Origin of the sequence: Glycomyces amatae (assembly GCF_020991375.1) — a bacterium.
In the GTDB taxonomy this organism is placed as follows: Bacteria; Actinomycetota; Actinomycetes; order Mycobacteriales; family Micromonosporaceae; genus Glycomyces; species Glycomyces amatae.
Window position 1 is genome coordinate 55,573 of the sequence record NZ_JAJLQZ010000018.1, and the last position, 16,587, is coordinate 72,159.

Annotated in this window: 14 protein-coding genes; 9 read left to right on the forward strand and 5 right to left on the reverse strand. The window is 66.9% G+C overall.

What is annotated here, in order from left to right; translation table 11 throughout:
• Positions 1-37: 37 nt before the first annotated feature.
• Positions 38-904, reverse strand: a complete 867-nt coding sequence (locus LO763_RS22110) for a hypothetical protein (protein ID WP_230789004.1) — start codon at positions 902-904, stop codon at positions 38-40.
• 50 nt (positions 905-954) lie between these two features.
• Positions 955-1,971 carry an NAD-dependent epimerase/dehydratase family protein gene (locus LO763_RS22115; protein WP_230789007.1) on the reverse strand — a complete coding sequence of 339 codons (1,017 nt, stop codon included), beginning with the start codon at positions 1,969-1,971 and terminating at the stop codon, positions 955-957.
• Between the two features lie 177 nt (positions 1,972-2,148).
• Between LO763_RS22115 and LO763_RS22120 the strand changes: the two genes are divergently transcribed.
• The 3 genes from LO763_RS22120 to LO763_RS22130 all read left to right on the forward strand — a co-directional run bounded on the left by LO763_RS22120 (position 2,149) and on the right by LO763_RS22130 (position 4,321).
• Positions 2,149-2,877, forward strand: a complete 729-nt coding sequence (locus tag LO763_RS22120) for a S1 family serine peptidase (protein WP_230789010.1) — start codon at positions 2,149-2,151, stop codon at positions 2,875-2,877.
• 76 nt (positions 2,878-2,953) lie between these two features.
• Positions 2,954-3,511 carry a flavoprotein gene (locus LO763_RS22125; protein ID WP_230789012.1) on the forward strand — a complete coding sequence of 186 codons (558 nt, stop codon included), beginning with the start codon at positions 2,954-2,956 and terminating at the stop codon, positions 3,509-3,511.
• Positions 3,512-3,604: 93 nt separating this feature from the next.
• Positions 3,605-4,321 (forward strand): YwqG family protein, encoded by a 717-nt coding sequence (locus tag LO763_RS22130; protein WP_230789014.1) that lies wholly within the window; start codon positions 3,605-3,607, stop codon positions 4,319-4,321.
• Between the two features lie 209 nt (positions 4,322-4,530).
• Here LO763_RS22130 and LO763_RS22135 read toward each other — a convergent pair whose 3' ends face one another.
• The gene (locus LO763_RS22135; RefSeq protein WP_230789016.1) at positions 4,531-4,941 is read right to left on the reverse strand and encodes an Imm50 family immunity protein; all 411 of its coding nucleotides are present in this window, start codon (positions 4,939-4,941) and stop codon (positions 4,531-4,533) included.
• Entirely contained in the window at positions 4,938-5,510 is a 573-nt protein-coding gene (locus tag LO763_RS22140) for an NUDIX hydrolase (RefSeq protein WP_230789018.1), read from the reverse strand. The genes LO763_RS22135 and LO763_RS22140 overlap by 4 nt, the downstream gene beginning before the upstream one ends.
• A 179-nt stretch (positions 5,511-5,689) precedes the next feature.
• Between LO763_RS22140 and LO763_RS22145 the strand changes: the two genes are divergently transcribed.
• The 5 genes from LO763_RS22145 to LO763_RS22165 all read left to right on the forward strand — a co-directional run bounded on the left by LO763_RS22145 (position 5,690) and on the right by LO763_RS22165 (position 13,808).
• Positions 5,690-6,736, forward strand: a complete 1,047-nt coding sequence (locus tag LO763_RS22145) for a hypothetical protein (RefSeq protein ID WP_230789020.1) — start codon at positions 5,690-5,692, stop codon at positions 6,734-6,736.
• A gap of 1,142 nt (positions 6,737-7,878) precedes the next feature.
• Positions 7,879-9,042, forward strand: coding sequence for a WD40 repeat domain-containing protein (locus tag LO763_RS22150; RefSeq protein WP_230789022.1), 1,164 nt, complete (start codon positions 7,879-7,881; stop codon positions 9,040-9,042).
• Positions 9,043-9,113: 71 nt separating this feature from the next.
• Positions 9,114-10,505, forward strand: a complete 1,392-nt coding sequence (locus LO763_RS22155) for a 3' terminal RNA ribose 2'-O-methyltransferase Hen1 (protein ID WP_230789025.1) — start codon at positions 9,114-9,116, stop codon at positions 10,503-10,505.
• The gene (locus LO763_RS22160) at positions 10,498-13,071 is read left to right on the forward strand and encodes a polynucleotide kinase-phosphatase (protein WP_230789028.1); all 2,574 of its coding nucleotides are present in this window, start codon (positions 10,498-10,500) and stop codon (positions 13,069-13,071) included. Before LO763_RS22155 ends, LO763_RS22160 begins: the two co-directional genes overlap by 8 nt.
• A 230-nt stretch (positions 13,072-13,301) precedes the next feature.
• On the forward strand, positions 13,302-13,808 hold the full coding sequence (locus LO763_RS22165) for a hypothetical protein (protein WP_230789031.1): 507 nt from the start codon (positions 13,302-13,304) through the stop codon (positions 13,806-13,808).
• A 103-nt stretch (positions 13,809-13,911) separates the two neighbouring features.
• Here LO763_RS22165 and LO763_RS22170 read toward each other — a convergent pair whose 3' ends face one another.
• Positions 13,912-15,543 carry a TROVE domain-containing protein gene (locus tag LO763_RS22170; RefSeq protein WP_230789033.1) on the reverse strand — a complete coding sequence of 544 codons (1,632 nt, stop codon included), beginning with the start codon at positions 15,541-15,543 and terminating at the stop codon, positions 13,912-13,914.
• 582 nt (positions 15,544-16,125) lie between these two features.
• On the opposite strand from LO763_RS22170, the gene LO763_RS22175 reads away from it, so the two are divergent.
• Positions 16,126-16,572 carry a hypothetical protein gene (locus LO763_RS22175; protein ID WP_230789035.1) on the forward strand — a complete coding sequence of 149 codons (447 nt, stop codon included), beginning with the start codon at positions 16,126-16,128 and terminating at the stop codon, positions 16,570-16,572.
• Positions 16,573-16,587: the final 15 nt, after the last annotated feature.

A 16,587-nucleotide genomic window follows, 5' to 3' on the forward strand; every position in this document is an offset into this window, starting at 1 on the left:
GCAGCCGCACCACACCTGGACCGCCTTGACGACTTTACTAAACGCGCTCACCCCCGGCCGTCTCCGGATCGGCGACGGTGCTGCCGAGCTCAGCACCACTGGAACGCTGTGCGGGAATGACCGGTCGGGGCAATGACTGGCCCCAATACCGTTCGATCTGATCCAGTAGCGGCTGCACGTTACTGACCGCTGCAAACGGGCACAGGAGCAGCCGGGGACGCTGCGGTGCATGCAGCTCAACACCGACCAGGTATCCCGTCGTGTACGCCGCCGCATCGTTCACTGCTTTGAACGCGGTGCCTCGCAACGCCAACGAGTCGATCACCAGGCAGTCACGCACGATCGTGAACGCTGCGACCGCACCCCACGGCAGTGACACCGTGGCGCCCGCAGCCGACAGCGTGAAACCTGTCTCGTCCACTCGCAGCGCGGCATCATGTGACCTGCGAGCGTACTTCCAGATTTCGTACCCCAACTGGAGGAGGGCACTGGCGGCCGTGCTGACCCCCAACATGCGAGGTCCCGACAGCGGCGGCGGCAACGGCGCCGAACCGGAGGACCACATGACGCCGATGGTGCGCTGCACGACGTCAGTGATCGGTGTGAACGGCGGCGCCCACAAGTCCACGCACAACAGCAGGCACAACAACGTGCCCACCGCTGGCACCACCAGGTCCTTTGGTGTCTGCCGTACCGTCCAGGTAGCGGCAACGTGTGGAATTGCCGGGACGGTGTTGACGACCGAGGGCCGCCGGCGCAACCGTCGCGGCCTGGACCACACCCATTGCAGCAGCCAGGGCAGCACTGGCCCCAGCCACACCGTCACCACGTGCAGCGGCATTTGCTCCCACGGTGTGCGCGCGACGGAAGCGAGCGCCGTTACGGTGGCGGTGCCGATCATCACGACGGCACCAACCCAGACCCAACGTCGCGGCACCGTGACCCGACGCAGTTTCATGATGCTCGACCGTTCGCTGCCGCAGCGAGCAGCCGCTCCTCAATATCGGTGGGGATGCCGTGCAGGGCCGCGCGAGGATCATTGAACGGCCGCTGGCCGGTGCGCATCCACGCCCACGTGTCGGCGACGGTCGCGCGCAACGGTCGTGGCACGAACCTCGCGGCGAACGCTCGTGTGGCGTCGACGCGCCAGGTCCCGGCCGCACGTCGCCACAGTGGTGGCTGCGTCCACTCCCACAAACCCGCTGCCTCCAGTGTCGCATCATCAGTCCACACTGGTGTTGCGTTCGCACCGGTGGCCGCTATACAGGCGGCCAGGAGGCCAGCGAACGTGTCGCGGCCGATCGGCGCCGCAAGGTTGTACACGCCCGTGCCACCGGCCGCAGCTTGGTCGATGACGAACCGGGCGACATCGCGAACGTCAACGGGCTGGATGGCCTGCGCAGGGTGACCGGGGGCGATGAAGCGGCCGCCGCGACTGATGCGCTCAAGCCACCAGGTCAGACGCCCCGAGTACTCCCAGGGGCCGAGAATCACCCCCGGCCGGACGATGAGGCGCTGGCCGCCGGCTTCGCGCTCGACGGCAACCTCGGCCCCGGCCTTGTAAGGCCCGTAGACGCCCGCACCCCAATCCCACGTATCCACGTCCAGGTCCGGGTCACCGTCGTGCCGCGGTGAGCCTTCGTCGACCGGGTGCGCGGGCCAGTCCCGGTAGGCCGACACCGAGGAGACGAACACGTACCGCCCCGCATGCGGGGCGAGCACACGGGCAGCGTCGCGGACCTCGGCGGGGATCACGCCGGGTACGTCAACCACGATGTCCCAGGGGCCACGGCTGGCGAGCTGCTCGAGATTTTCGATCTTGCGGCGGTCGCCGTGGACCTCGGTGACGCCTCCGGCAAGTGAGCCCGAACGGCCCCGGTTGAACACCGTGGCCTGCCACCCGCGTGCCAGGGCCGACGCCACGACAGCCCGACCGAGGAACCTGGTGCCACCCAACACAAGCATGCGCATGCACTGATTCTGCACCGAGAGTAGGCACCGCACCAGACCTGCCGTGCTCATCGGCGAGAGCACTGGGGCACACTGGAACCGAAACTCATCAAGCGGTAGCGACCGAGCGTCAACCGCAGGTGTGGTTCACCTACGTCATTGGCGCGGGCCGTGAGCGCCGCTTGCAGAGGAGACACGGTGGCATCGAAAGCCCTTGTCGGCCTGGCCGTCCGCCGAATGACGCGACGGTGGACTGGCACCATCGTGATACTCGCCGGAACGCTCGGTGCCGTGGCCGCACTGTTTGACCTTGCTCTGTGGGTATCGATCGGTGCCGCAGTGGCCGCAGTCCTTGGCGGTGCCCGTGCGCTTCGCATGGAGCTGCTGGTACCCGTCCGCATTGCAGCTGTCGAGAACGCGACAGGAGCGTTGAACGGCGCCCACGGGGCCGGATCGGCAGTGCATCTGGGACGGCGCCGGTGGGTGACTGCGGCCTACGTGGTCGACCCTGATCAGCAGGTGAAGATCCGAACAAGTGGCAACATCATTGCAGGTTACGTCGTCTACCACGATACGAGCAGCAACTTGGCGGTCATCATCGCGGAGCAAGATTGGGCCTGGCGCGCCAGCGCCCTCGCCCGTGCGGTTGACCGTGGGGAGACGATCAGGGCGATGGGATGGGTCCGACAGGGCAGCGATGAAGGGCACCTGAACACCTTGAGTCTCGCCGCAGATGGCACGACGAATGATGGCAAGATCATCTTGACTGGCCCCCTGCTGCCGAGTGGATTCGGTGGTGGGCCAGCGGTCGAACCTGGATCCGGACGCGTTGTCGGGCTGATCTATGCAACGGTCAGAGGCGAATATGAGCACCTTAACCAGACGTACGTCGTTCCGCTCGCGTGGCTCCCGCGAGACTTCCGGTGAGCGTGGTGCACGCTCGCGGTGCGTCCCGTACGAGGGGGACAGCCGTGAGCGGCCGTGGACCGCACCGGCACGGACGATGCAATCCGATCGGAGTGACATCGCGTTGAGCACTGTCTATCTCATCGTCTGCGGCGCTGGCCCGGCCACGCGAGCCTACGAGTTCGTCGACCACGCCCGCGTCCGGGGATGGGACTGCCATGTGATCGCCACCGACGCCGGTGCACGTTTCATCGACCGTGAACGACTTGAGACCGCCACCAGCCACCCGGTGATCACGTCGCATCGGGAGCCGGGAACACCCCGCCGGGATCGGCCTGCAGCGGACGTAGTAGTGATCGCCCCGGCTACCGCGAACACCATCGGCAAACTCGCGGCCGGGATCGCCGACACGTATGCCCTCGCTATAGCGTCCGAATGCATCGGCCTCGGCGTGCCCCTCGTCGTCGTCCCGTTCGCGAACACGGCACTCACCGGGCGGGCACCCTACCACCGCGCGGTCGCATCGCTCGCGGCCGAGGGCGTGCGCGTCCTGGACGTGCCCGAGCACCGGCCCCGCGAAGGCGCGGCGCATGTCGCCGTGTTTCCCTGGGTGCGGGCGTTCGAGACCGCTGCGGCGATGGCCGCGTCAGCGTAGCGACCGGACCGGTTGGCACTTGGCCCTCAGCGACGTCGCCGTTGTCGGAGGTCGGCGGCATGATGGGCGTCAACCGAGCAGGAGGGCAGTGAAGTGAACCTTGAGAGCGAACCCGAGACGCAGGTCAAGCATGCCGCAATGCCGGCCTACGCGATCGAGGTCGGCGCCGAGGCCTTGACCGGGCCAGGGCGGGACTCGGTAGGCGGCTGGCCGTTCCTCGCGGAAGGCCAGGCGTGGCCCGAGTGCTTCTGCGGCGAGCGCATGGCGCTGTTCTTCCAACTTGATGTCCCTCAGGGGATGGGTCCGTTCAGCGGCGACCACCTCGCGGTCTTTCACTGCCGTGCGCACAACGACGCCGTGTTCCCTCCATTGGTGGAGGGCCAGCTCGCAGGCGAGTACTGGGAGGCGCCCCAGGGCCCCTACCCGGGTTCGTTCGCGAGGGTGCTGCTCCAGCGCGAAGCAGCGCTGCCGGCACCGGATCCCGATCCGAGGATTCGCGCCCTTCCGCTGAAGCTGGAGCCGTTCGCGGATGAGCCGGACGCGTACGGGCTTGGCGCGCAGGGTTGCAAAATTGGCGGAGTGCCGTCCTGGGCGCAGGACCCCGAGTGCTACCGGTGCGCGTGCGGTGCCGAGCTGGTGTACCTGTGCCAGGTGCCGGAGAACTGGGAGTTTGAGGTGTACCCGGGCAGCCCGGAGCAGCCCTACAGCATCGGCGATACCTATAACCTGTTTCTCGGCAACGAGGTCTACCTGCTGGCTTGCCCGGCCCACTGCGACCCGGCCGCGGTCTGGCCGGTGAACCAGCACTGAAACTCGACGCCGCCGCCTTCAGCATCCACGCCCTGCCCGATACGATTTGCATGACCGAGTCTCACCAGCTACCAGCTACCAGCGCTACAAGGCATCCGGCACCCAACCGCTTCCTTGTCGACGCAAGCGTTTGACGCCGCAATCGCCCTGCCGGGTGCAAGTCGCGACCTGCGCGCGCTTGACTCGATCGCGAGTCAGGGGTTCATGCCTTAATCGAAGCAGCTCGTACCCCGTAGATAAGCAGAGAGGCTTCGAACCATCGCGACCTCGCCGATAGCCTCGACGCGGAAGTCACCAGCGGTGACGGTGAGTTCGACCTTATTGATGCGATCGCCGCCGATCGTGATCCGACCGGTATCGACTGGTCCAAGGAAGCCGGTGATGGCGAGGTGCGAGAGGTTGCCCAGGCCGATATCGAGCTGGGCTGTGTTGCTCCCACGTGCGACCCACTTTGCCGGAGGGCCCGCAGGGAAGCCGCTCAGGTCGAAGCGGACGCGGACTTCCCAGCCGTCCGCGTTCACGCCGACATGGTGAATCGTCACCCCTTCGAGACTGGGCGTCTGGCCTTGGAAGACGGCGAGGAGCCCGGCGGTCTCATGGACCAGGTCAGTCCAGCTCATGCGGTGCGCTCCGGCTGCTGCTGTCCAGCGGCTCGCTGCAGCAAGACCGCCTGCAGGCCGACCATGGACGCCGACCCCGTCACCGCTCCCGAAGCGATCAGCGACGGAATGCCCTTCAGCGGCACCCAGTGCAAGGTCGCAGCCTCGTTGACGTCAACGTCGACGGTGATCTGCTCGGCCCCGTAGGACACGAACACGTGCTGCTCGGCGTCAGCGGTCGCCACCCACGGCTGAAACGACGCCAGCAGCTCGAGGCGGACTGGCCGCCAGCCGGTCTCCTCCTCCGCTTCCCTCGCCGCGCAGTCGATGAGCGTTTCACCCGGTTCGCAGTACCCGCCCGGCAGTTCGAAGATCCACCGGTCGATGACAAACCGGTGCCGATGCAGCATGAGCACCGCATCGTCGACCACGAGCGCCGCCATTGCTGCGGCAGGGGAGCGGTGCACCCACTGTTCGAACCGTGTCCCGTCCGGCAGCTCGACCTCGGCGATCGACAGGACGGCACGGCGCGTGTCGTCGACGACCCGTTCGGAGTGGATGATCCAGGGAGGAGTCTCTGCCTCGTGCATGGGTGCACTCTAACGGCCAGAAAGGGCGCCGGCCTCCCCCAGACGGTGGCCGGCGCCGGGATTTGCTAAAGGACGCAACATCTCCCACTGGAAGCCGTTCGCTGCCGAGACAGGTAACGAAGGCCTGCGGGCCGAACGTAGGACGTTGCGAAGCACGAGGTGACTGCGATCATGAACGCATGGCTCTGACGGAAGAACGCTGCGCCGCACCTGGGTGCGAGAACCTCAGTACTCGACGTGGCGAGCACGTCATTCCGAATGCTCTCGTCCGGGCGTTGACCAAGGCGGTCTGGGCATCAGGCACGTACATCGCAGCGTCGACCAGCGGCGGAGCCGAAGCCGAAACTGACCAGCCCTTGTACATCAAGCTGCCGTGCTGTGCACACCACAACAGCGTCCTCAGCAAGCATTTCGAAGAGCGCGGCCAGAAGGCCGCCAAGCAGTTCCTCGGGATCACCTCAACGCACCAGCCCAACGGAACCACTGCCTACGCCGCTGTCCCGCTCGCCTCCGCCCCACCTCTGACCTCGGAGGATGCATGTGAGTTCGGGCGCTGGATCGTGAAGACGCTGCTGCTCATGCACCATCCGCAGGCAGTCTGGGAGATGAGCGGGTTCGAGCGGCTGACGGAGCCGGTGGACTCCCAGCGCGCGCACCTGCCCGAGGCGGTCTACGCCGACCTCTTCGCTGGCAACGTCCCCCGTGGCTGCCATGCCTGGATTGCCGCCACTGCCGATCAATCGCTCACGGAGCCTGTTGTCGCAGCGCCACGGGTGCCGCTTGTGACTGTTGGCGGCAACGCCGGTGTCCCCAGCACCTTGGGCCTTGCTGCCCGTCACGCTGTAGACGGGTTCACTCTGGTATTGCAGGTGGTGTGGCAGCCGGATGCTCTCGTGATCCACCCCGATGAAGAAACAGGAGACGCAGTACGGGTTTGGCCTCGGCCTCGCGCGGGATTGAAACTGGCGGATCTGCGAGTGCTCAGTTTGGAGGACGGGGCGAAGTTCTGGGCAACGTTCGCTCAAGTGCGGGACTTGACGCGCTTCCCGGTCGGACGAACCGCGGTTGTGGCGAAGGGCCTCTGGTGGGTGTCCTGCGGTGACCAGGCCAATGGGCACCGCTTCTACGCGTTGCCGCGGGTGGATAGCCGCACTCGGGTGGATGCGGTCCGTGTGTTCGCGGAGATGGCAGGTCTCCTTGACCCCGATACCAACAGCAGACAATGACCTTCCCGAGACTGAACAGTTCGACCTGTCCATGTCATGGCTGCGTCGCGAACGGCTCTGGGTGCAGCTGACCCCGGCGAACCTGGGGACGGCCACGTTCGGGTCCGGCGTCATCATCAATGATCTATGCGCGCCTACTCGGCGCTGAGGGGGTGCGTGGGGGCGCAGTGATCATTGTGTTCGTGTGGTAGGGGCACGAGATCGTCAACGGCGACGCTAACCAGAGAAACAAGTAGTGATCTCGTGACTGTATGCGCACATAAACGCCGTGTTTTCTGGTATCAAAAACAAACGGGCGCAGCCTGAAACTATTTCATTCCGGCTATGTCACACGCGACTTCGGCGGCGTTTGGTGAGCAGGCGGTCCTGCCGGTACCGCGAGCTTGCCGCCACCGCAAAGCTCGACACGATCCGTGGGCGTCTGCCAACGGAGTCCTGAAGGGGCAACGTGGAACTGCAATTGTGGCCTGCGACCGTGTCGGCATCGCGTTCGGGGCTCTGCGAGGGAAGCCGATCGATTCGCTCGGCTGTTCAAGATCGCGATGCGCCCTGGGACGGATGCGCCGGCAGAGGCATGTGCACCGTACTGATGACATCGGTACGCCCTGCCGTTCGCCGCTATGCACCATCGTCGGATCATTCCTGCCGGGGATGCAAGGATTTGACGTATCAGAGGGACTACGGGACCGTAACGGCCGGGCGCGTGTTCTAAGATGTGCCGCAGTGATTCTGTTGCCTGCGCCCCGCACTGCTGCTATGACAGCTTCGTGAGCAAGCAACCCCCTTGATGTGGCGGTGCTTTTGTGACGCAAAAAATGAAAATGGCGGTCGCTTCAGGTGCGCTCACCGTGTTGTCGGGCACGGTAGCGGCACTTTGTGCAGGAACGGTGCCTGGCGTGATCGTTGGTATTGTCGTGGCCGGAGTGTGCGCTGGAGTGAGTACTCATCTCAGCTCCAATCTTCATGAGGGCGCTCAAAGGACCCCCACCGCCTCGCAACCGCCACGTGCTCCTGAACCACCTCGATACGGCGGATCAGCGGTCATCACCGGCTCACGAAGCCGGCAAGTGACGCGGCCAAGGTCGGACTCGCGCTCCAGCCGTGTGCAGCGGCAATGGGTGGGTTGGGCTGCTGCTGTCCTCGTGCTGGCGATTGCAGTGCCGTTCGGTATCGCCTATGCAATCCAGCAGAGTACCGCGGTTCCAAGTACTGAATTGGACGGCGACGAACAATATGTTCAATCGGTTGCCTGGAGCGAAACGTGGGGCATCCCCGTAGTGATCTCCGGCGGCAAGGGCGGGGATGTGGACGTGTGGAGCGCCGACTCCGGCGAGCACATGCGTGCCATGACAACAGGATCCTCCGTGTGGGTGCTCGAAGTCGGCGCAGTCAACGATGAGCCGGTCGTGGTGAGCGCCGGCGATGGTGCGGACGCTACCGTGTGGGACTTGGAATCCGGTGACGTTCGCGCCACGCTGTCGGGACATGACGCCTATATAGAATCGCTCGACGTGGGCATGGTCAACGACACTCCTGCGGCGATAACGGGCAGTGACGACGACACGGCACGTATCTGGGACTTGGAGACCGGTGACAGCCTCGCGGTGCTCGACGGCCACGACGGCAAAGTGTGCAATGTGGTGTTGGGCGAGGCCAGTACCGGTTCGATAGCGGTGACCGGCAGCCTCGATGACGCTGTTCCCACGCGCGTATGGGATGCCGACTCTGGCGAGCTGCTGCATATGTTCGCGAAGCAGTCGAACTACCGTTCCGATTGTCCGGACCTGGCATTGGGAGAGGTGGGCGAGGAGTCCATGATTCTGCACAGCGACGGCGGCCTGGCGTTCATTTCCAATGCGGTCACCGGTGCCGAAGTCGCTGCCCTCGATGGACACCATGAAGGCGTGTGCGACGTAGCGTGGGGTGCGCTTCCCGATCAGCAGATCGCAGTGACTACTAGCGATGACGGGGCAGTCCAGCTGTGGGATGCAGTGTCAGGGGAGCCTGTGCGTACCCTTGTCGGTGACTCCAGTCTCGGCGTTGGTGTTTGCGCCATTGAATGGACCACCATGGGGGATCACCCAGTGCTGATAACGGGCGACAGTCTGGGAGTGGCGCGAATTTGGGATCCACTTTCAGGAAAGGTACTGCTCACGCTTGAAGGACACGAGTCGAAAATCTCGGACCTGACCTGGGGTGAACTCGACGGCCATCCTGCTGTGGTCACGAGCAGCATCGACGGCACGTCACGGGTGTGGGACGTACGCGATGCCGTCGCCAACTTCGACGAATCCAACGCCAGCTGACGCAGCCGGGCCTTCACGGGACTGTCGAAACCGACTCGCAACCGGTGTGGACCGGGTGGCATGATCAGCGGGTGCTGCTGACCATCACGACCACCGCTCGTCCCGCGACCGACCTGGGCCGACTGCTGCGCAAGCACCCCGACCGCGTCCAGCCCTTCGAGCAGTCCTTCGGCACCGCGTGGGTGTTGTACCCCGAGGCGACCGAGGAGCGGTGCACCGCCGCGCTCATGCTCGAGGTCGACACCGCGCGGCTCGCGCGGGCGCACTCGCGCGCTTCCGCAGACGCCTCGCTCAAGCAGTACGTGAACGACCGGCCGTACGCGGCCTCGTCACTGCTGGCCGTCGCGCTCGGCAAGGTGTTCTCGACCGCGCGCACCGGCCTCAGCGCCGAGCGGCCGGAACTGGCCGCCGCCGCGATGCCGTTGGAGATCGCCATACCCGCGGTGCCCTGCAAAGGCGGCCCGGAACTGGTGCGGGACCTGTTCGGGCCCTTGGGATGGCAGGTCGAGGCCGAGGCGGTGCCGCTGCCGGGCTTTGACACCGACTCCCGGCACGTGCGGGTGCGCCTGACCGGCGAGGTCCGACTCTCGGACGCGCTGAGCCACCTGTACGTGCTGCTGCCGGTCCTCGACGACGCCAAGCACTACTGGGTCGACATCGGCGAAGTCGACAAACTCGTGCGCTCAGGGAGCGACTGGCTCGCCGGTCACCCGCGGCGCGGTCTGATCACCCGCCGGTACCTCGCGCACCGCAAGGCCTACGAGCGCGCCGCGCACGCCCGCCTGGCCGAACTCGCCGAGGCCTCCGAATCCGAGGAAGCGACCCCGGTTGAGGAGGAGGCCCCGGAGGAGGGGGAACGGGCGCTGCCGCTGCACCGCATCCGGATCGCGGCCGTGCTCGACGCGGTGCGCGCCACCGGAGCGTGCTCGGTGCTCGACCTCGGATGCGGCTCGGGGAAACTCCTGGCCGAACTGCTGAAGGAGCCCAAGTTCACGCGGGTCACCGGCGTGGACGTTTCCTCCAGGGCGCTCGACATGGCCGAGCGCTCGCTGAAACTCGACCGGATGCCCGAGCGCCGAGCGCAGCGGCTCCAACTGCTCCAAGGCTCGGTCGTCTACCGTGACAAACGCTTCGCCGGCTACGACGCGGCCGTCCTCATGGAGGTGATCGAGCATCTCGACCCCGGGCGGCTGCCCGCGATGGAACGCGTCGTCTTCGGCGGGGCCCGGCCGCGCACGGTGGTCGTGACGACCCCAAACGCCGAGTACAACGCCCGCTACGGCATGGAGGCGCACCAGGTGCGCCACGCCGACCACCGCTTCGAATGGGACCGGGCCCGCTTCGGCGAATGGGCCGCGGCGGTCGCCGCACGATACGGCTACCGCGTCCGTTTCGAGGGGGTCGGCGCGACCGATCCCGAAGCGGGGACGCCGACGCAGATGGGAGTGTTCGACCGTGACTAACATTGCGGAGGGGACCGAGTCCCGCGACGACTCGGCTCCGGTGACCGTGAGCGTCCCCGAACTCTCGCTCGTCGTCCTCATCGGCGTGTCCGGATCGGGTAAGTCCACGTTCGCCGCGACGCATTTCAAACCCACGCAGGTGATCTCCTCGGACTACTGTCGCGGCCTGGTCGCCGACGACGAGGCCGACCAGACCGCGACCGGCGAGGCGTTCGCGCTGCTGCACCACATCGTGGGGGTGCGGCTGCGGCTCGGGCTGCTCACGGTCGTCGACGCCACGAACGTCCAGCCGCACGCCCGCGCCTCGCTCGTGCGGCTCGCGAAGGAGCACCACGTCCTCGCCGAAGCGATCGTCCTCGACGTCGACCCCGCCGTGGCGGCCGCGCGGAACGCCGCCCGCCCCGACCGGACGTTCGGCGAAGCGGTCGTGCGCCGCCACCACCGCGACCTCAAGCGGAGCCTCAAGGGCTTGAGCAAGGAGGGGTTCCGGCGTGTCCACCGGCTGGGCGGCACCGACGCGGTCCTGAACGCGCGCGTCGTCACCGAGCGGTCCTGGAACGACCGCAAGGAGGAGACCGGCCCGTTCGACCTCATCGGCGACGTGCACGGCTGCCGATCCGAACTCGAAGCGCTCCTCGCCGAACTGGGCTGGGCGATCGAGCGCGACGGCGAGGGCCGCGCCGTCGGCGCCGCGCACCCCGAGGGCCGCAAGGCCGTGTTCGTCGGCGACCTGGTCGACCGCGGCCCCGACACGCCCGGCGTGCTGCGCCTGGTCATGGGCATGGTCGAGTCTGGGAACGCGCTGTGCGTGTGCGGCAACCACGAGCAGAAGCTCGTGCGGGCCATGCGCGGCCGGAAAGTCCGCGTCGCACACGGCCTCGCCGAGTCACTGGAGCAGTTCGAACGCGAGGACGCGGCCTTCCGCGACGAAGCGGTCGCGTTCATGGACGGGTTGCGCGCCCACTACCTGCTCGACGGCGGGAGCCTCGTCGTCGCCCACGCGGGCCTCAAAGAGGCCTACCACGGGCGGGCCTCGGGGAAGGTCCGGTCGTTCGCGCTCTACGGCGACACCACCGGTGAGACCGACGAGTTCGGCCTGCCCGTCAGGCTGCCGTGGGCCGAGGAATACCGCGGCGCGGCCATGGTCGTGTACGGCCACACGCCCACCGCCGAACCCGAATGGGTCAACAACACGATCTGCCTCGACACCGGCTGCTGCTTCGGCGGGAAGCTCACCGCGCTGCGCTACCCCGAACGGGAACTCGTCGCCGTTGACGCCGAACGCGAGTGGTACGAGCCGGTCAGGCCGCTCCAGCCCGAAGCGCCCGCCCGTGAGGCGGCGACCCTCGACTTCGAGGACGTCGCCGGCGACCGGCACCTGCACGCCGGCCTGACCGGGACGGTGAAGGTGCGGGCCGAGAACGCCGCCGCCGCACTGGAGGTCATGTCCCGCTTCGCCGAGGACCCGCGGCGCGTCCTGTACCTGCCGCCGACGATGGCGCCCGTGGACGCGTCCTCGCTCGACGGCTATCTGGAGCACCCGGCGCAGGCCTTCGACCAGTACCGCAAGCACACCGCGACCGTGGTGTGCCAGGAGAAGCACATGGGATCACGGGCCGTCGCGCTCGTGTGCCGCGACCCCGAGACCGCCGAGCGCCGCTTCGGCCTCGACGCGGCCCCGTGGGGCGCGCTGGTGACGCGCACCGGCCGGGCCTTCTTCCAGGACGCGGCGCTCACCGGAGCGCTCCTCGACCGGGTCGCGTCCGCTGCCGAGGCGGCGGACCTGTGGGAGCGGCTGGAGACCGACTGGATGCTGCTCGACTGCGAACTGCTCCCTTGGTCGGCCAAGGCCGGGGAGTTGATCGAGGACCAGTTCGCGAGTGTCGCGGCCGCGGGACTCAGCGCGCTCCCGGCCGCGTCGGCACTGCTGGAAGCGGCGGCCGGGCGGGGCCTAGACGTGGCCGCGCTCGCCGGGCGGACCGCCTCCCGCGAGGCGAACCTCCGGGCGTTCGCCGACGTGTACCAGCGGTACTGCTGGCCCACCTCGGGCCTCGACGGAGTGCGGCTCGCGCCGTTCCAGGTGCTCGCCGCCGAAGGCCGGAACCTGGCCGATCACCGGCACGACCGGCACCTGGAGGTGATCGACGCGCTCGTGGCCGAAGACGCCACGGGGCTGCTCCAGACGACGCGGCGACGGTTCGTCGCGCTCGGCACCGACCAGGAGGCCGAAGCGACCGAATGGTGGACCGGGCTGTGCGCGGCCGGCGGTGAGGGCATGGTCGTCAAACCAGTCCTCGACACGCGTCCGAAGCTCCAACCGGGTTTGAAGGTCCGCGGTCGCGAGTACCTGCGCATCATCTACGGCGCCGACTACACCGACCCGGCCCATCTGGACCGGCTGCGGCAACGTCGCCTCCACCACAAGCGGTCGCAGGCGCTGCGTGAGCACGCGCTCGGCCTCGAGGCACTGGACCTGGCCGCGAAGGGCGCACCGCTGTGGCAGGTGCACCAGTACGTGTTCGCGATCCTCGCGCTCGAGTCCGAACCGGTCGACCCGCGCCTGTGAACGGGCCCGCCGACCTCGGCGGCTGCGGCGGTACGGACAAGCGTTCGCTCGAGGCCGCATGAGCGCGCGCCCGTCGAAAGCGGGAAACAGCGACGCTGCTGCCTGCCGACGTGATGATATGTGGTACAACGGGATCAAACGGGCCAATCATCCGAAGAGTAGTAGAACGACCCTCTGCTCAGCATTGGGGTGGCAACCGAACCGCAGACGCACTCAGTAGGGTCGTCGACATGGTCACGAACTTCATTCATCCCTCTGTCCCGTCCCTTCACAAGAAGCTCGACCGGGAGGTCAGTCACCGCCTTGCCGTGATCCTTTTTACGGACGGGGACGGCTACGGCTATGGGGTCGTAGAAGGACGCACCGGTAACTGCTTTGCCTGGGACGGCATGTATCTCCATGAGAACATGCCATCGACGACGCCGCTCGACGAGCTGGACTGGGCTGAATGGGACGACATGAGCTCCAAGCTCGTGTTCCAGACGCAGCGAGACTGGCTCGCCGGTCCGCTCGGCTTCTGGCTCATGCCGTCCTACAGCGTCGCGAAGGAAGCCGCGGAACTCGTCAGCTCATGGGGCGATGATCGCAAGGGGGAGGGGCGACACCACGCAGGCTCTACGTTGCGGTGCTACCTCCCGGTGACCGATGAGGCCGCCTATGAGGCGCACCTTGCGGCCGAGGAGGAGCGAAACCAACGCATCCGCTCGCGCATGAGCGGCGGGCAAAGCGCAGTGTGACCAGGCACCCGGGACAGTACAAGGTCGCAATCTGCGCGCCCGCTCACGAACACAGCGGGCCGACACCTCCATGGAGCTGTGTCGGCCCGCGCTCGTGTTGCGGCTAGAACGGCCAGTTCGCGTTCTTTCCGGCCTCGAGCAAGCTGATCAGGCGAAAAGCGGCGTCGGAAAACCCGCCGAACTCGTGACGGTTCCCCGTCCCGGTCGGCATGGCCGCGTTCGCGTACCCGGCGAGGTTCCACGCGTACACCAGCACATCCGCGGGAATCGCCATGTCGACGCTGCGGTCGTGGAAGCCGTCCATGGTCTGCATGTCCGAGAACAGCACTACCCGGTCGTGACCGTTGAACGCCGCACGCATGGACTCGGCGATCCGGGTGCCGTGGCCGACGTCGCCGACGCGCTTGCAGAACCGGTGCACTTCCGTGAGCACGGACCCGTCCTTGCGAATGTCATGGCGGAACGTGCGGTCAGCGAACCCGACCAGGTTCACGTTCGCGCCCCGGTGCGCGAGCGCGACACCGAACAGAGCGGCGGCCTGCACGGCCGTCACTTGCGACCGGTTCGACAGCTGCTGCTTCATGGACGCCGACGTGTCCACCAGGACAAGCGTCCGGCCCGGCAGCGCCGGAATGTTCTCGCACGCGGTATCCAGCGCCTGTTCCAGCGCGTGCTTCCACCGGTCCGAGGGCGCGGCCAGATACGCGGACAGGAACCGGTAGGGGAACTGCCGGGACTGGCGCACCTCCCAGGGGTCGGCGATGCGTTGCGCGAGCTTGGCCGCCGCAGCGTCGGTGACACTGGCTTCGTCCATGGCCCTGAGGTTCCTGATTGCGGCCATGTACCCCATAGACGGCATGAGCGCTTCCCACAATCGGGCCTGGTCAACTCGGTCGCCCGCGAGCGACAGAGCGTCCTCCCACGTGAACCCGGCCGACCGCAACCGGTCAGCATCCAGCAGCGCCCGAGGATCACCGGCGGCGTCGACGCGAAGTTCCCGGTTCGCGGCAACCATCGCCAAGGACGCCGGTGGGGGCACGTCATTCTCGAACCGGCGGTCTTGGAGAAAGGCGAACAGATCGTCTTGGTCCTGGTCACCCGGCAGTGTGTGGACGCGGTTGAGGACGTCAGCGAACCGGTACGGCTTCGAGTCCGTGTCGTACTTGAGGGCCGCGTACTCGGTGTACAACCGGCGGACCGCGTCAGTGATGCCGCGCTTGACGGCTTTGGGTTCGTTCCGGCCGAACCGGGTGTGCCAGTAGGCGAGGAATTCCCCGGGCTCGTCAGCGCGCCCGAGCGCAGCGGCGACTATCTGCCGCGGCGTTGCAGGCTCGACAGTGGCGCCGAATCCGTATTCGTTGTCGAAGGCGAGGCGCTGCTCCTGGTAGGCCTCGGGGTTCGCGATGAGGGCGTGTGCGGTTTCGGCGGCGGCGACGAGGGAGGCTGAGCGCATGTTTGCTTCGGTGCGCAGCCACGGTATGAACCGGGCGATCCATTCGCGGTCGGCCAAGGCGACGGTGCGGACGAGCTCGGCGAAGCGGGTGTCGCGGCTGCCCGCGGCCTCATAAAAAGTGGCTTCGCTGACCATGTTTGCGACGGCGAGCAGGAACAGCTCGGACTTAGCGTCGCGGGCAAACCCGGGTCCGCCTTCGAACGTGGCTCGGGTCGGGACCTGCTCGGTCCGGACCGGTGAGGTGACGGCCGCACGGGTGGCCTGCTTGTTGAACTTCGCCATGAAGAAAAACGGCTCCTTTCACGCCAGCGGAGACCCAGTTTGAGACATAGTGGAGTTACGCGTCGCATTCGAATGGAAGACGTGAGGGCGTCAGTTTGCGCAACCGTTCGCCGAACGAGGTGCAAGTCAGCGCTCGCTCAGGCGATCGAGTTAGCGCTGAACTGCACCTTTGGTGCCACTCTGTAAAGTGGGCCTCCCGAGAATAAAGTGCCCACGGGGGTTCCTAGTCAATATCAGCAATTGATGAAGTAACCGTAGGCGTCGCACCGGGAGGGGCGTCTCCAAGTGTATCGCGGCGAACCTGTTGCGGCACAAAAGTTCACGGCAACTGTAGTTACGACTACATTGTGTACTCGTCAGCGGGAGCGATAGCACTGGCGGGAGGCTCGTTGTAGCATCGCAAGCACCCACACGCCGCGTCCCAGCCCGAGTGCGCGCCGACTGTCGAGGCTCGCACACCAGTGCCGCCGTCGCCCGGGCACGTGTTTCCAGTCGCAGCGCGCGCCAGCGGCCTCGCGTCAGGGGCGCCAACGGCCCGGCACGGTCCGGCGGCATGACAGCACCTCGCTTTACGATGGGGCCATGGAGCATGTGGACGTGCAAGTACAGCGAGCCGTCAACCGAGCGGGCAACACCGTGTTCGGCCTGTCCGCAGCGGCAGCAACGGTCCTCCTGTTCGGCCTCGCCGCCGTGGCCACCATGGTCGAAGGGGACGCGCCAGCGATACTCCTCGCCCTGACCGCACTCATTACCGTCACGGCGCTCCTGCTTGGCCTTGCCGCGCTCGTCAGCGTCCACCACGCGCGCCTGCTCCTGGCCTGGCGCCAGCAGCACCAGCAGTGCGCCCCGGCGCGCACACCTGAACCTGGTGCCGATCCTTCGTTACGATCCAAGCGCTCCCGATCCAACGACGACAACGTACTGGTTTGCGACACCTCTGAGGCTTGGCAGGGCGTGCGCACAGGCCCTTGGTGCCCCGCAGCGGCCCGTTCTCTCTTATCGCCGACCGTCCGGCCGCCGCCATGGTGACGGCCGGACGGCACT

Excerpts from the sequence above, each read along its gene's own strand:
- LO763_RS22135 (WP_230789016.1), bottom strand. The coding sequence starts at position 4,941 with ATGAGCTGGACTGACCTGGTCCATGAGACCGCCGGGCTCCTCGCCGTC.
- LO763_RS22165 (WP_230789031.1), top strand. The coding sequence starts at position 13,302 with ATGGTCACGAACTTCATTCATCCCTCTGTCCCGTCCCTTCACAAGAAG.
- LO763_RS22175 (WP_230789035.1), top strand. The coding sequence starts at position 16,126 with ATGGAGCATGTGGACGTGCAAGTACAGCGAGCCGTCAACCGAGCGGGC.
- LO763_RS22115 (WP_230789007.1), bottom strand. The coding sequence starts at position 1,971 with ATGCGCATGCTTGTGTTGGGTGGCACCAGGTTCCTCGGTCGGGCTGTC.
- LO763_RS22125 (WP_230789012.1), top strand. The coding sequence starts at position 2,954 with ATGCAATCCGATCGGAGTGACATCGCGTTGAGCACTGTCTATCTCATC.
- LO763_RS22140 (WP_230789018.1), bottom strand. The coding sequence starts at position 5,510 with ATGCACGAGGCAGAGACTCCTCCCTGGATCATCCACTCCGAACGGGTC.
- LO763_RS22170 (WP_230789033.1), bottom strand. The coding sequence starts at position 15,543 with ATGGCGAAGTTCAACAAGCAGGCCACCCGTGCGGCCGTCACCTCACCG.
- LO763_RS22145 (WP_230789020.1), top strand. The coding sequence starts at position 5,690 with ATGGCTCTGACGGAAGAACGCTGCGCCGCACCTGGGTGCGAGAACCTC.